This is a genomic window from Stenotrophomonas sp. YJH_SMC_73, from assembly GCF_059370155.1.
Genome location: NZ_JCAFTJ010000009.1, coordinates 139565 through 154853 on the forward strand (window position 1 = coordinate 139565; position 15289 = coordinate 154853).

The following is a 15289-nucleotide window of genomic DNA, read 5'->3' on the forward strand; positions in this document are numbered from 1 at the left end:
TTCAAGCCACTGGCAGTTCCACCAGGCCGTTTTCCACGCAGGCGATCATCTGTTCGCCGCTGGCGGGAGCAGGAACGATTCCGGCGGTGAACGCGGAAAAGGCCGGCAGGACCGTCATCCGCTCGCGCAGCCAGAAGGCCGGGAAGCGCCGGCGCAATGCGGGCAGTGCGACCTGCGGATGCAGGTGGCCTGCGACCACGTGCCACGCCGGGTCTGCGCACGGTTCATGGCGCAGCAGGAAGGGCGCCAGCCGCACCTCCTCGTGGATATGCACCTGCAGCTGGGCATGCGGTAGCTGCCGGTCATGATTTCCGCGCAGGACATGCACGTCCAGTGCGGTGTTGCGTTCGCGCCAGCCGAGCCATTGCTGGTACCAGGCGGCGCGATGCGCCGGCCCATGCAGGATGTCGCCCAGGATCCACAGTTCGCGGCAGGCGTGCCTGTCCAGCAGACCCTGCAGGCGTTGCAGGTCTTCGCCGGTTCCGCCGCTGGGCAGCGCGATGCCGGCGCGGCGGAACACATCGGCCTTGCCCAGGTGCAGGTCCGCGATCAGCAGCGCCTGCCGCGCCGGCCAGTAGAGTGCGCGTGCCCCCGCCAGGGTCACCGGTTCGCCGGCAAGCAGCAGCGGTATTTCATCGGCCATGGCGACGTTCCAGCTGCTGGGCCGCGCGTTGCACGCGGGTACGCCAGTCCTCGTTGCTGAACTGTCCGCGCAGGCGTTCGGCCCACAGTGGAAAGCCCAGGGGCGTCAGCGATGCAGGGCGCTGCATCGACATGCGTCGCGCGCCGATCCGGACCAGCACCTGGCGTAGCCCCGGCAGGTCAAGGCTGTCATGCAGCACTTCGCGTTCGGCCAGCGCCAGCAGCAGGTGCTCGGGGTCATGCTCGCGCAATACGTCATACAGCAGGCCCGCCGAGGCCTGCAGCTGGCGCAGCGATCGCGGCATACCCCCCGGCAGGCTGGGTACCAGCAGGCCTGCGACGCGCGCGATGCCACGGAACTGGCGCCGCGCAAGCTCGCCCAGGTTCACCGCCGCACGCAGATCGTCCAGCAGTTGATCGGTGGTGAACAACGCATGCCATTGCGCCGCGTCCAGGTCGATCGCCTGCGCCGGTGCCAGCACCAGGCCGTGATCATTCACGGCATAGCCGATGCTGTTGCGTTGCTGGCGGGTGCAGCGCAGTGCCAACAGGGCGGCCAGCGCCTCGTGCACGTGGCGTCCGGCGAAGGGATAGACGAAGAGGAACTGGCCTTCGCGGCGGCGTACGTCCTCCAGCAGCACGTGGTCCGGGCCGGGAAGCGCCGACACCTGCTGCTGAAGTGCCAGCAGCGGTGCCAGCCAGCGCGCTTCCGCACTGTCGTCGGCGCCTGACAGCACCGACTCCAGTTCGCTGCCGAGTGCCATCGACAGCGGCAGCTGGCCTCCCTGCCAGCGGGGCACGACACCTTCACCGCGCCCTCGTGCCAGCCGCACGAAGGCGGTCATGTCGCGCAGCTGCACCAGCTCCAGCAGGCGTCCGGCGAACTGGAAGCGGTCTCCGCGGCGCAGGCGGCTGGCGAACTGTTCCTCCACGGCGCCGAGGCCGGCCCCGCGCAGGAACTGCACGCGCACGCTGCCATCGCTGCTGATGGTGCCGATCGACAGCCGGTGGCGTAGTGCCTGGCGCCGGTCGTGCATCCGGTAGCGGCCATCGGCGTCCTGCACGACCTTGTGGAAGTCAGGGTACTGGGCCAGGGCCTGGCCCCCCTGCACGATGAAAGTCAGCACGGCCTGCCACTGGTCCTCGGCCAGGGATGCGAACGCATGGGTGCGCCGGACCTGCGCCAGCAGCGCATCACCGTGGAAGCCACCGGCCAGGGCACGGCTGACCGCATGCTGGGCCAGAACGTCCAGCGACAGCATCGGCGGCCTGCGTGCTTCGACCACGCCTTCGGCCAGTGCGCGACGCACGGCTGCGTACTCGGCCAGTTCCAGCGCATGGCTCGGCACGCAGAGGATCGCGCCACTGGCACCGGGACGATGGCGCGCACGTCCGGCGCGCTGGCGCAGGCGGGCGACGCCCTTCGGGCTGCCCAGCTGCAGTACCTGTTCGACCTCGGGAAAGTCCACGCCGAGGTCGAGGCTGGAGGTGGCGACCACGCAGCGCAGCGTTCCTGCACGCAGCCCGTCCTCCACCTGCTGGCGCAGCGCCGGATCCAGCGAACCGTGGTGCAGCGCGAGCGTGTCGTGTTCCTCGGGCCAAACCGACGCCAGCGCCTGATGCCACAGTTCTGCCTGTGCACGGGTGTTGGTGAAGAGCAGGCTGCTGCGTGCCTGCATCAATGCGTCCAGCACCCGCGGCAGTTGGGCCAGGCCCAGGTGCCCGGCCCAGGGAAAGCGTTCACCGGGTTCGGGCAGCAGGCTGCGCACCGTGGTCGCACGCGGGCGCACGCCCTGCACGATCGGCGCGTCGGGCTGTCCGGGCAGCAGCACGTCGCGCGCCTCATCCAGATTGCCCAGCGTGGCCGACAGCCCCCACAGCTGCAATGCAGGCGCGGCATCGCGCAGCACGGCCAGATTCAACTGCAGCAGGACACCGCGCTTGTTGCCCAGCAGTTCGTGCCATTCGTCCACCACCACGCAGCGCAGCTGGCGCATGCGCGGCAGCGTATCCGGATAGCTCAACAGCAGCGCCAGCGATTCCGGCGTCGTGACCAGTACGTCGATGCGGCCCTCGCGTGCCTGTCGTCGTTCGCGGTTGCTGGCGTCACCGCTGCGCAGGCCGACACGCCATCCAAGCCCCAGCCCATCGACCACGGCCTGCAGTGCACGCGTGGTGTCGCTGGCCAACGCGCGCAAGGGCGTCACCCACAGCACCTGCAGCGGGCGTACCGCACTGGCGCGGCGGGGCGAAGGCGGTGGGTCGATCATGGCCTGCAGCAGCGGTCCCCCGAACATCGCCAGTGTCTTGCCGCTGCCTGTGGGCGTGTGCAGCAACCCGGATCCGCCGGCGAGATAGTGCCGCCACATCGCGCGCTGGAACGGCAACGAGCGCCAGCCTTTCGACGCGAACCAGTCTTCCAGCCGGCGTAGTGCCTGGCTGCGGTTCATCGCGCCAGCGCCTGCAGGGTAGCCAGCTGATCGGCCTCGCTGGCTGGCTTGTCGTGGCGCCAGCGCAGGATGCGTGGAAAGCGTACGGCGATACCGGACTTGTGCCGGCTGCTGCGGTTGACCGCCTCGAAGCCCAGTTCGAAGACGTGTTCGGGGCGTACGCTGCGCACCGGGCCAAAGCGCTCGCGGGTATTGGCGCGGATCCAGCGATCAAGCGCGAGGATCTCCTTGTCATCCAGGCCCGAATAGGCCTTGGCCACCGGTACCAGCGTGTCGCCGTCCCAGACGCCGAAGGTGTAGTCGGTGTACAACGTGCTGCGCCGCCCATGGCCTGCCTGCGCGTACAGGAGCACTGCATCGATGGTGAGCGGATCGACCTTCCATTTCCACCAGTCACCGCGGCGTCGCCCGGCCTGGTAGGGCGAGGCACGACGTTTCAGCATCAGCCCTTCCACGCCACGTTCGCGTGCCACATCGCGCATCGCCGCTGCCTGCGGCCAGTCTTCGGCGGCAACGTCGGGTGAGAGCTGGATCCGTGCATCACCCAGGGCACCGACGACGTCGGCAAGCCGTGCACGCCGTTCCCGCAACGGCAACTCACGCAGGTCCGCGCCATCGTGTTCCAGCAGGTCATAGGCGAGCACGCGCACCGGCGTGTTGCGCAGGGTAGCCGCACCGGGCTTGCGGCGCTGGATGCGGGTCTGCAGCGCGGTGAATGCACGCGGCAGGTCCGTGGCTTCGTCCCAGGCCAGCAGCTCTCCGTCCAGCACGCAGCCATCGGGAAGCGCCATCGCCGCCTGTTCGATTTCGGGGAAGCGACCATCCAGCCGCTCTTCGCCGCGTGACCACAATGCGACCTCGCCGCGCCGGCGCAGCAGCTGCAGGCGGATGCCATCCCACTTCCATTCCAGCAGCCAATCTTCGATGGGGCCAAGGCGTTCGGCAGGATCGCCTTCCAGTGGCGAGGCGAGGAAGAACGGGTAGGGTTGCTGCCGGTCCAGTGGCAGCTCATCCGGCGACAGCAGCTGGCCCAGCAGTGCGGGCGAGGGCACCCACTCGCCAAGCATGCGCTGGGCGATGCGCGCGATGTCCAGCCCGGACCACTCCGCCAGTGCCTGCTGCACCAGCCGCTGCGAGACGCCAACGCGCAGGGCGCCGGTCAGCAGCTTGTTGAACACCAGGCGTTCGCTGCTGCACAGCTGCTGCCAGCCCGCGACGACCGCCGCACGGCGTACCGCTTCGGGCTGGTTGGCCACCGCCAGCAGATGCTGTTCGATCCAATCCGCCAACGCACGGTCGGCGGCGGGCTGGGATGGATCATCCAGCAGCAGGGTCAACGTTTCGGCCAGGTCACCGACCTGCGCATAGCTGTCTTCCACCAGCCATGGCGGCAAGCCGGATTCTTCGGCAATCCAGGCGCGCAGTTCGCCACTGGCGGCGATCTTGCGGCGTGCGCCGCCCACCTTGCCACCGCTGAGCAGGTACAACGCCCACGCCGCATCGTGCGCGCCTGCCTGGCGGAAGTAATCGATCAATGCCGCACGCTTGTCCAGCGTGGCGGTGCTGCGGTCCAGGCGCTGGTAGAGCGCCGCGAAGGCCTTCATTCCTCGCTCCCGAAATCGGTACGGAAGGCTTCAGCCGCTACGCCGCGCTCGCGCAGGAAGGGAATCAACGCATCGGTATTGCCATGGGTGGCGATCACCCGCTGCGCGCCGGTCTGTTCGATGGTCTGCAGCAGTGCGGGCCAATCGGCGTGATCGGAAATGACGAAGCCACGATCGACGTTGCGGCGACGCCGGTTGCCGCGCAGCTGCATCCAGCCCGAGGCGAAGCCCAGCTGGTAGCGGCCGAAGCGGCGCATCCACGGCGTGCCGGCGGCCGAGGGCGGGGCGAGGATCAACTGGCCGGCGGCATCCGGCTGGCGACCCTGCTCGGCCACCGCCAGCGTCTCCAGCATTGGCACGTTGGCCTGCCGATACACCTCCACACCATTGGCGATGGCACCGTGCAGCCAGGCCGGGCGATCGTCCAGCGGCAGCAGTTCGGCCAGTACCCGTTGCGCCTTGCCCAGTGCATAGCACAGCAGGATGGCAGCTTCGCCGCGCTGTTCGCATTCGCGGCGCCACGCCACGATCTCCGCAGCGACGGTGGGCGTGTCCGGCCAACGATAGATCGGCAGGGCAAAGGTGGCCTCGGTGATGAAGGCATCGCAGGGCACCACTTCGAACGGCGCACAGGTTGGATCAGGCTGGCGCTTGTAGTCGCCGGACGCCACCCAGACCTGCTGCCCGTCGTCGATGCGCACCTGCGAAGACCCCAGTACATGGCCGGCGGGATGCAGCGATACCTGCACCCGGCCCAGGCGGAACGGCACGCCCTCGGCATGCGCCTGCACCGGCACATCGCCCAGGCGCCAGCGCAGGATCGGCAGGCTGCCGTCGCTGCAGTGGTATTCGCCCATGCCCGGGCGTGCGTGATCGCCGTGGCCATGGGTGATGACCGCGCGCGGGACCGGTCGCCAGGGATCGATGTGGAAATCACCGGCGGCGCAGTACAGCCCTTCGGGGCGCAGGACCACCAGATCGTCATTGACTGCCATGCGGTCACTGTGGCCGGCCGCTCGTGCACAGGGTGAGAATCGGCCTGAACACGGGCTTGGCAGGCGATGCGGCACAATCGGACCGCAGATCTCTTGCCGCCAGGACGGACCGGATGAGTGGACCCAGCTTCAGCAGCAATGCGCCCTACGAAACCCATGTGGTGCTGAACCAGCCGCCGTCGTTCGCGGGGCGCCAGTTGTGGACCGATGACGTGGCGCTGATGGAGGCGGTGCAGCGCGAAGGCGCTGGCGGCTTCGCGCCGCGGCTGGCGGTCTATGGTGCGCTGGCGGGTGACGAACTGTACGGGCTCGGCTTCGATGCCAACCGCGATCGGCCGCGCCTGCGCACGCATGATGCGCAGGGCCATCGCATCGATACGGTGGAGTTCCATCCGGCCTATCACCAGTTGATGGGCACAGCGAAATCGCACGGGGTCGCCGGGTTGTCCTGGCACGAGCCGCAACCGGGCGGGCATGTCGCGCGCGCGGTGTTGAGCTACCTGCACCACCAGGCCGAGGCTGGCACCAGTTGCCCGTTGACGATGACCCATGCGGCAGTTGCAGTGCTGCACACGCAGCCGCACCTGGCCGAGTGGGCGCGCAAGGCCGCAGCGCCGGTCTATGACCCGCGCGATGTACCGGTGGCGGACAAGGCCGGCATCACGCTGGGCATGGGCATGACCGAGAAGCAGGGAGGCTCGGATGTGCGTGCCAACAGCACGCGCGCTGAACCGATCGATGGCGAGCGCTATCGCCTGGTCGGTCACAAGTGGTTCTTTTCCGCACCGATGTGCGATGGCTTCCTGGTGCTGGCGCAGGCGCCGGGAGGACTGACCTGCCTGCTGATGCCGCGCCGGCTGGCCGACGGCGACCGCAACGCATTCCGGTTGATGCGCTTGAAGGACAAGCTTGGCGATTGGGCCAATGCCTCCAGCGAAGTCGAGTTCTGCGGGGCGCAGGCGTGGCGCGTGGGCGAGGAGGGACGGGGCGTGGCCACCATCATCGGCATGGTGATGATGACCCGCCTGGACTGCATGCTGGGCGCGGCGGCGGAAATGCGCATGGCGCTGGCGCAGGCGCTGCATCACGCACGTCATCGCCGCACGTTCGGCAAGCTGCTGGTCGAGCACCCGTTGATGACCAATGTGCTGGCCGACCTGGCACTGGAGTCGGAAGCGGCCACAGTGCTGTCGATGCGCATCGCGCGTGCGGTGGACCGGGCCGGCGTGGATGCCAACGAAGCCGCGTTGGCGCGTGTGGGGACGGCGCTGGGCAAGTACTGGTTGTGCAAGCGCGCGCCGGCCTTCGTCAATGAAGCACAGGAATGCCTGGGCGGCGCGGGCTATGTGGAGGAATCGATGCTGCCGCGGCTGTACCGGCAGGCACCGTTGAATTCGATCTGGGAAGGAAGCGGCAACATCCAGTGTCTGGACGTGCTGCGCGCGCTGGCGCGCGAACCGGAGGCGCTGGCGGCGCTGCGCGCTGAACTGGCGGCGGTGGCCGATCGTGATGCGCGCTACGCAGCGGCTTTGCAGCGGTGGGCAGCAGCACCGCCACCGGATGAGTCGCAGGCGCGGCTGTTCTGCGAGCGCACAGTGCTGTTGTTGCAGGCCGCGCTGCTGTTGCGTGCGCAAAGTCCGATGGCAGAGGCGTTCGTGCGCAGCCGGCTGCAAGCGGAGCATGGGCTGGTGTTCGGGACCCTGCCGACGGGCGTGGATCTGTCGGCGATGCTGGTGCGCGCGCTGCCGTAGGAGCGCCCACCACGGAATCAACGGAAAAAACGCAAAGCGAAAAGCAGAAAAGCCGCGGCAGTGCCGCGGCTTTTCCTGTAGCGCCGGGCCCATGCCTGGCTGCCGGTACGCCTCAGTGCTTGGCTTCTTCCTTGGCGGCGTTCGCCTTCGCGTCATTGGCGACATCGCGGGCCTTGTCGGCCACCTTCTGTGCGGCGTTGGCAGTCGCGTCGCTGGCGTGTGCGGCGGCGTCGGTTGCGGCGTCCTTGGCCTTGTCGGCAGCGTTGGCGGTGGCGTCTGCAGCCTTGTCCAGCGCCTGCTGGGTATCGGCGGCGGCCTGCTCGGAGGCTGCAGCGGTCTTGTCGGCGGCGTCACGGGTAGCTTCTGCCGCCTTGTCGACGGCATCGCGGGCAGCCGCGCCGGCGCTGTCAGCGGCCTGCTGCGCGTCCTGCTTGGCCTGTTCGGCTTCCGGGCCCTTGCAGGCGGCCAGGGCCAGCAGCAGGGAGGCGGCCAGCAGGGTGGTGGTGATCGGGCGAATCTTCATGGCGGTCTCCGGTACTGCAATGGATGGGGACGCCAGCCTATTCATGCCGTTGTGAAGGCGGGGTCGCGATGCCCGCGCCGCGAGGTGGCAGTGGCGCAAAGAAAAAGCCGCTGGCGAACCAGCGGCTTTTCCGGAACAGCGTGAAGAAAGAAGTTATTACTTCTTGGCTTCTTCAGCAGCGTCCTTGGCCTGCTCAGCGGTAGCTTCGGCAGCCTTGGCAGCGTCCTTGGCTTCGCCAGCAGCAGCGTCGGTCGCGGCAGCAGCGGTGTTGGCAGCAGCGTCGGTCGCAGCGTCAGCAGCGGTGGCGGCGGTGTTGGCAGCCTGCTGGGCAGCGTCGGCGGTCTGGGCGCCGGCAGCGGCGGCCTGGTCGGCAGCAGCCTGGGCTTCGGTGGCGGCTTCGTTGGCCGAAGCAGCGGCGTCCTGGGCAGCTTCCTGCTTCGAGCAGGCGGCCAGGGCCAGAGCCAGGGACATCGCGACCAGCAGCTTGTTGATGCTCATTGTGTAAATCCTCGTCGTTAGAATTAGGCAACGCGCATGCTGCGCGCCGACAACATGATGACAAGCCAAGATTGGGTGTCAAGCGATCCCGCATTCATTTTTGCGAAATCATCGTTAAATCTTTTTAAATCAATTCGATGGCGATTGCCGTTGCTTCGCCGCCACCGATGCACAGGGTGGCAATGCCGCGCTTGCCACCGCGCGTGCGCAGGGCGTTGACCAGGGTCACCACCAGGCGTGCACCGGAGGCACCGATGGGATGACCCAGCGCGCAGGCACCGCCATTCACGTTCAGCTTGTCGTGCGGGATGCCCAGCTCACGCATCGGCGCCATTGCCACCACGGCAAAGGCCTCGTTGATCTCGAACAGGTCGATCTGGTCCAGCGACCAGCCGGTCTTGGCCAGCAGCGTGTGGATCGCGCCGATCGGGGCGGTGGTGAACCACTCCGGTTCCTGCGAATGGGTGGCGTGGCCGACGATGCGGGCCAGCGGAGTGATGCCACGGGCGGCCGCGTCTTCCTCGGTCAGCAGGACCACCGCGGCGGCGCCGTCGGAGATGCTGGAGGAACTGGCGGCGGTGACGCTGCCGTCCTTCTTGAAGGCCGGACGCAGGGTCGGGATCTTGGCGATATCCGAGCGCCCCGGCTGCTCGTCGGTGGCGACCTCGACGTCACCCTTGCGGGTGGCTACCTTCACCGCGACGATCTCGTCGGCGAACGCACCGTTGGCCTGTGCGGCCTGCGCGCGCTTGACCGATTCGATCGCGTAGGCGTCCTGCTCCTCGCGGCTGAACTGGTACTTGTCCACGGCGCATTCGGCGAATTCGCCCATGGCCTTGCCGTCATAGGCGTTGACCAGGCCGTCGTGGGCCATGTGGTCGACCGCCTGGAAGTTGCCGAAGCGGTTGCCGGTACGGGAGTTCGGCAGCAGGTGCGGGGCGTTGGACATCGATTCCATGCCACCGGCGACCACGATGCTGGCCGAACCGGCCTTGATCAGGTCATGGCCGAGCATGATGGTCTTCATGCCCGAGCCGCACACCTTGTTGAGGGTGGTGGCGCCGGTCGACAGCGGAATGCCGGCGGCGATCGCCGCCTGGCGGGCGGGCGCCTGGCCGAGGTTGGCCGGCAGCACGCAGCCCATGAGGACCTCGGAGACGTCGCTGGCCGGTACGCCCGACTGTTCCAGGGCGGCAGCGATGGCGGCCGCGCCGAGGGTGGGGGTCGGCACGCCGTTGAACTGGCCGAGGAAGGAGCCGATGGCGGTGCGCTTGGCGGCGGCGATGACGATGTTGGACATGGCAATCTCGTTGATGCGTAAGCAATGTTCGGAAAGGAGACCGCGGACGTTGGAAGCGCCCCGGTTTCCCGGCAGACTGCGTGGGGGTCGGCCCAAGTATAGAGGGTCGGGGAGGGCCGCCGCTGGGCGGCACCGCACGCCTGCCGGGATGTAGGCAGGTCAACGTTCATGGGAAGGAATCGATGGAACGCACGACGATGGTTAGGTCCGCGCTGGCAACGGCGCTGGCGATGGCAATGACGGCATGTGGCGGCGGCGGAGGCGGCGGCAATGTCCGCATCGATCCCCCTCCGACCACCCCCACACCCCCAACGACGCCCCCTCCGACGGCACCGCCTCCGGCCAAGCCGCAGGAACCGGCCTTCGACGCGCACCTGTCAGTGACCAATGCGCGTGCCGCACAGGCCGTCGGCCTGACCGGGCAGGGCGTGCGCATCGGCATCGTCGACTCGGGCGTGCAGCGCAACGCAGCGGCATTGAACGGGCGGGTGGTGGGCAACCTCAACTACATCGATCCGGCGCGCAACAACCTGCTGGTGGACGACGTGGTGGGCCACGGCACGGCGGTAGCCAGCCTGGCCGCCGGCGCGCCGGTGGGAACCTGGCCGGGCGGCATCGCCCCCGGTGCGCAGATCGTTTCGGCGCGGATCATCGCCGACAAGCCGCCGGTCGATGACGGCAGCGGCAAGGGCAATTCCTTCAGCGGTCCGCTGGGCGTGGCGCAGGTCCACCAGGACCTGATCAGCTACAACGTGAAGGTGATGAACAACTCGTGGGGCGGCCTGTACTGGACCGACCTGCCGACCACCGCGCAGGTGGCGGCCGAGTACCGTCCGTTCGTCATCAACCATGGCGGCCTGGTGGTGTTCGCGGCCGGCAACGATGCGCGCACCGAACCGAGCAGCCTGGCCGCCCTGCCCAGCCAGCTGGGCGTTGCCGGCTCGCTGCCGGCGGCCGACCTGGAGCGCGGTTGGCTGGTGGCGACCGCAGTGGATCCCTATGCACCGGGCACGCTGGCCAGCTACGCCAATGCCTGCGGGCAGGCGGCGCGCTATTGCCTGGCGGCGCCGGGCAGCGCGGTCTATCCCGATGCCAATGGCAGCACCTACTACTGGAACTACGGGACGTCCTTCGCCGCCCCGTTGATCTCCGGCGCCGCCGCGCTGGTCTGGCAGCGCTACCCGTACTTCGACAACAACCTGGTGCGGCAGACCCTGCTGGGCACGGCCAAGGACATCGGCGCGCCCGGCGTGGATGCGGTGTTCGGCTACGGCCTGCTCGACATCTCGCGGGCGATCAAGGGCCCGGGCCGCTTCGACTGGGGTGATGTAGTGGCCAATGTCGATGCGCCATCGAGCGGCTCGCTGTGGAGCAACGACATCGTCGGCAGCGGCGGCCTGGTCAAGCAGGGCGGGGGCACCCTGGTGCTCGCAGGCAACAACAGCTACAGCGGCGCCACCCGCATCGAACGCGGCATCCTGTCGCTGCAGAACGGCGGTGTCATCCGTTCCAACGTGACCATCCTTGGCCAGCCCGACCCGGATTCGACCGGCCTGCAGTTCAATGGCGGCACGCCGCGCGTGATCGGCAACGTGGTCAACGGCAGCAGCGTGTTCCTGACCACCGGCAGCACCACCGGCACCATCGAGGGCAACTACACGCAGCAGGCGGGTGGCCAGTTGATGATCGCGCTCGGTGCCAATGCGCTGCAGGTGACCGGCACGGCCTCGATCAATGGTGGCGTGCGCGTGCATGGCTTCGTCTCCGGCTACGTGCCGCAGAACGGCAGCCGCCAGGACCTGGTCCATGCGGCCGGTGGCCTGAGCGGCACCTTCAGCAGCCCGGCCTCCTCCAGCGGCCTGCAGGGCCTGTCGCTGCTGCAGAGCAGCTATGGCTATGACAGCAACACTGCCTGGTTGAACCTGACCCAGGTGAGCGTGACGGCGGCGGCGACCGGGCTCGCGGCCTCGGCGCAGTCCGCGGCGCAACGACTGGAAGGTGCGTTCAGCGCCCTCGATGGCAGTCCTGCGCTGCAGGGCTCGGCCTTCGGCACGGCGGCCGGTGCGCTGCAGTGGACCGGCGGTGGCAGCGAGGGCCTGGCAGCCAGCCTGCAGAGCCTGTCCGGGCAGGCGCATGCGCGGGCCGAGTCGGCCACCTTCGACAGCATCGACATGTCGCGCCGTGCGATCGCCGAGCGCTTCGATCGCGTGCAGGCGGCGCCGCGCCTGCGCGGGGCCTGGCAGAGCGCGCTCGGTGAGGCCGGGCAGGGCAGTTTTGCCGGCAATGCCGCCGACAGCCGTGGCTGGATGGCCGGCCAGGACCTGCCGCTGGGCAGCAATGGGCTGATGGGCGTGGCCTTTGGCGAGACCCGCAGCAATGGTGGCAGCAGCTTCGGCGGCGATCGTGGGCGTGATCGCCAGGCGCAGGCACAGTTGTACGCCGGTTGGAACCTGGGCCGGGGCTATGCGCTGGCGCAGGTCGGCAGCGGCCAGTTCACCCGTGCGCTGGATCGCCAGTTGCTGCTGGGCGCCGGTGCCTATGGTGTTTCCGCACGTTACGGCGGACGCTTCAGCAGTGCCAGCGTCGAAGGCGGCTATCGTTTTGGCCGCGCGGGCGCGTCGTTGACACCGTATCTGGGTGCCAGCACCACGCGCGTGGATACCGATGCCTTCAATGAGCTGGGTGGTTTCGGCTTCGGCCTGCGTGGCGACGCCAACCGCGTGCAGCGCAGCCAGATGCTGGCCGGTATCCGCGGCGAGCGCGGCTGGGGGCGCTGGACGCTGCGCGGGCACGCCGAGTGGCAGCAACGGCTCGACGGTGCCGATGCGGACTGGCAGGCCAGCTTCGTTGGTGTCGATGCCTGGGCACCCCTGGCGGGATGGGACGCACCGCGTGGCAGTGCGCTGTTCGGCGTGGCGCTGGAGTCGTGGTGGGGCCGCAATGGCCGCCTGAGCCTGGGCTTCGACCAGCGCGTCGGTGGCGAGGGCGCGCGCCAGGCGGCGCTGCGCTACAGCACCGGGTTCTGAGCGGGAGGTCGCGCCGGGACGTCAGCTCCGGCGCGACATCGGCAGGCTCAGCCGCCGCGCAGGTTGCCCAGGCGCGGGGTGCTGCGGCCCAGCGGCATCTTCAGCTTGCCGATCGACAGGATGCGGCTTTCGGCGATGCGGTCGGCCGCACGCTGCGGCGCGATGTTCTCGCGCTGCGACAGTTCGAAGATGCGGGTGAGGTTGTGATAGATGCTGCGGATCAGGCGCATCGCGCGTTCGCGGTTGTAGCCATCGATCTCCAGCGACACGTTCATCACGCCGCCAGCGTTGACCGCATAGTCCGGCGCATACAGGATGCCGCGCGCATGCAGTTCATCGCCGATTTCCAGGCTCGACAGCTGGTTGTTGGCGGTACCGCAGATGATCTTGGCCTTGATCCGCGGCAGGGTGTCGGCGTTGATGGCGCCTTCCAGCGCGCACGGTGCGAACACGTCGGCGTTCACTTCGTGGATCTCGTCGGGCTTGACCGCTTCGGCGCCGAAATCGCTGACCGCGCGATCAACCAGTGCGCTGTCCAGGTCGGTGACATACAGCTTGGCACCGCGGTCGCGCAGCAGTTTCACCAGCTCCATGCCGATGTGGCCCAGGCCCTGCACCGCGATGCTGGTCTTGCCCACTTCCTCGTGGCCGAACTTGAAGCGCATCGCCGCCATCAGCGCCTGCAGCGCACCGTAGGCGGTGAACGGGGCCGGATCGCCGGAGCCGCCATGGACTTGGTGCACGCCGGTCACGAACTGGCTCTCCAGGTAGATGTTCTCCATGTCGTTGACGTCGGTGCCGACGTCTTCGGCGGTGATGTAGCGGCCGCCCAGCGAGTCGACGTAACGGCCGAAGGCGCGGAACAGCACCTCGGTCTTGTCCACCTTCGGGTCGCCGATGATCACCGCCTTGCCGCCACCGACGTTGAGGCCGGCCAGCGCATTCTTGTAGGTCATCGTCCGGCTCAGCCGCAGCACGTCGGCCAGTGCCTCGTCGGTGCTGGCGTAGGGGCGCATGCGCACGCCGCCCAGGGCCGGGCCCAGGGTGGTGTTGTGAATGGCGATGATCGCCTTCAGGCCGGCATCGTGGTTGTGGCAGAACACCACTTGTTCGTGGCCGGTGGTGGCGAGGGTTTCGAATAGCATGGCGTCTCCGATGGCGCGAACAGCGGCGAACTGCAGCGAACGGCCAGTGAACGGTAGGGTCCCAAAACAAAAAAAGCGACGTCGTCATGGCTGGGGGACGGGTCGCGCGGCGCCATTCTAGTCCATTCGCCCGGCCGTTGCCGTCGACGTCGGCGGCCGCCAGGTTAAAGAAGATGAAAGTGCGGCCGATGCTGCGACGACGGCGGGTGGCCGGATGGGCGTGAAGAGGCAGGGCGGTCAGTGACGGCAGGGGCATCACAACGACAGGGCGGGCGGCGATGACAGCGGCATGGTGGCGATCGCTGCGCGGCTGGCTGACACGTTCGACCGGGGCGGCACCGGCGCGGCTGGTTGCCGCATCCCGCCAGGCGGTGGCCGCCGCAGCCGCAAGCCTGCAGGGCGAGGCGCTGCCGTCGCCGGAGATCGCCGCTCACCTGCAACGTGGGCTGCATGCGCTTGCGTTGTACCCACGGCTGGCCGGCGAGCCAACGCCGGTGCAGGACCCAGGCCTGGGCGAGGCGGTGGCGCGCGCGCTGCAGGACCGCGACTGGGCGGCCAGGCAGTTGCCCCGCCGGCCGCAGCTGCTGCCGCAGCTGATCCAGACCGTCAACGACGATGCCGCCTCGGCCCGGGTGATGGCCGCGATCATCGGCCAGGACCCGGTGCTGACCGGCAACCTGCTGCGCATCGCCAACAGCCCGGCCTACAAGGTCCACGAGCGCCCGGTAGAGAGCCTGCAGCGGGCGGTGACCCTGGTCGGCACCGAGGGCGTGCGCCAGATCATCAGTGCGGTACTGGTGCAGCCGGTGATGCAGGTGCAATGCGAGGTGTTCCCGCAGTTCAGCGCGATCATCTGGGAGCACGCACTGCTGGCATCGCGTGCAGCGGCCGACCACGCACGCACGGTCACCTTCGGCGATGCCTTCGCCGCGCAGTGGCTGGGCCTGGTGCAGGGGCTGGGTGCGGCGCTGGTGATGCGCCAGCTGCTGCAGGAGGCACAGGCCCGTGGCGAGCCCGTGGAGCCGGCGTTGGCCCTGCAGCTGTTGCAGCAGTGGTCGTTGCCGCTGGCGCAGCGGGTCGCTGCCGCATGGGAGTTGCCTGAGCCGGTTCACCAGGCCTTGGCGGTGGATGCGGAAGGACCGTTGGCCGACAGCCTGCGCCTGGCCAGCGCGGCCGCAGCGGCCAGCCTGTTGTGTCGCCATGGGCATGCCAGCCAGAGCCGCATGCTGGCCCTGCTGGAGCAGCTGCCTTCGGCACCGCCGCATGCATTGCGCTGGATCTGGCGGCGCCTGCATGGGCGCAACGTGGAAACGCTGGACGAGGCCGGACAGGATGAGGCCACTCCGGCGTCCTGA

The 15289-nt window shown here is 68.6% G+C and carries 11 protein-coding genes; 3 read left to right on the forward strand and 8 right to left on the reverse strand.

The window, feature by feature from the left end; genetic code table 11:
- Window position 1: 1 nt before the first annotated feature.
- From pdeM to AC5P8R_RS15540, 4 genes are read right to left on the reverse strand one after another with little or no spacing between them, the layout of a single operon-like run.
- On the reverse strand, window positions 2-643 hold the full coding sequence (pdeM, locus tag AC5P8R_RS15525) for a ligase-associated DNA damage response endonuclease PdeM (protein ID WP_069116204.1): 642 nt from the start codon (window positions 641-643) through the stop codon (window positions 2-4).
- Window positions 633-3092 (reverse strand): ligase-associated DNA damage response DEXH box helicase, encoded by a 2460-nt coding sequence (locus AC5P8R_RS15530; RefSeq protein WP_197606545.1) that lies wholly within the window; start codon window positions 3090-3092, stop codon window positions 633-635. Before AC5P8R_RS15530 ends, pdeM begins: the two co-directional genes overlap by 11 nt.
- On the reverse strand, window positions 3089-4696 hold the full coding sequence (locus AC5P8R_RS15535; RefSeq protein ID WP_046431931.1) for an ATP-dependent DNA ligase: 1608 nt from the start codon (window positions 4694-4696) through the stop codon (window positions 3089-3091). Before AC5P8R_RS15535 ends, AC5P8R_RS15530 begins: the two co-directional genes overlap by 4 nt.
- On the reverse strand, window positions 4693-5691 hold the full coding sequence (locus tag AC5P8R_RS15540) for a ligase-associated DNA damage response exonuclease (protein WP_014647984.1): 999 nt from the start codon (window positions 5689-5691) through the stop codon (window positions 4693-4695). The genes AC5P8R_RS15535 and AC5P8R_RS15540 overlap by 4 nt, the downstream gene beginning before the upstream one ends.
- Before the next feature lie 113 nt (window positions 5692-5804).
- Here AC5P8R_RS15540 and AC5P8R_RS15545 point away from each other — a divergent pair, with 113 nt between their 5' ends.
- Window positions 5805-7442 carry an acyl-CoA dehydrogenase family protein gene (locus AC5P8R_RS15545; RefSeq protein ID WP_049442339.1) on the forward strand — a complete coding sequence of 546 codons (1638 nt, stop codon included), beginning with the start codon at window positions 5805-5807 and terminating at the stop codon, window positions 7440-7442.
- Between the two features lie 112 nt (window positions 7443-7554).
- Here AC5P8R_RS15545 and AC5P8R_RS15550 read toward each other — a convergent pair whose 3' ends face one another.
- The 3 genes from AC5P8R_RS15550 to AC5P8R_RS15560 all read right to left on the reverse strand — a co-directional run bounded on the left by AC5P8R_RS15550 (window position 7555) and on the right by AC5P8R_RS15560 (window position 9763).
- On the reverse strand, window positions 7555-7965 hold the full coding sequence (locus AC5P8R_RS15550; RefSeq protein WP_014647982.1) for a hypothetical protein: 411 nt from the start codon (window positions 7963-7965) through the stop codon (window positions 7555-7557).
- Between the two features lie 156 nt (window positions 7966-8121).
- On the reverse strand, window positions 8122-8463 hold the full coding sequence (locus tag AC5P8R_RS15555) for a hypothetical protein (protein WP_005418203.1): 342 nt from the start codon (window positions 8461-8463) through the stop codon (window positions 8122-8124).
- Between the two features lie 124 nt (window positions 8464-8587).
- Complete coding sequence (locus tag AC5P8R_RS15560; protein WP_014647981.1) at window positions 8588-9763, reverse strand: thiolase family protein; 1176 nt, start codon at window positions 9761-9763, stop codon at window positions 8588-8590.
- 182 nt (window positions 9764-9945) lie between these two features.
- Between AC5P8R_RS15560 and AC5P8R_RS15565 the strand changes: the two genes are divergently transcribed.
- Window positions 9946-12789, forward strand: coding sequence for an autotransporter serine protease (locus tag AC5P8R_RS15565; protein ID WP_049404702.1), 2844 nt, complete (start codon window positions 9946-9948; stop codon window positions 12787-12789).
- A gap of 47 nt (window positions 12790-12836) precedes the next feature.
- On the opposite strand, the gene AC5P8R_RS15570 is transcribed toward AC5P8R_RS15565, so the two are convergent.
- On the reverse strand, window positions 12837-13934 hold the full coding sequence (locus AC5P8R_RS15570) for a Glu/Leu/Phe/Val dehydrogenase dimerization domain-containing protein (protein WP_008264553.1): 1098 nt from the start codon (window positions 13932-13934) through the stop codon (window positions 12837-12839).
- 278 nt (window positions 13935-14212) lie between these two features.
- On the opposite strand from AC5P8R_RS15570, the gene AC5P8R_RS15575 reads away from it, so the two are divergent.
- Complete coding sequence (locus tag AC5P8R_RS15575; RefSeq protein ID WP_262088033.1) at window positions 14213-15289, forward strand: HDOD domain-containing protein; 1077 nt, start codon at window positions 14213-14215, stop codon at window positions 15287-15289.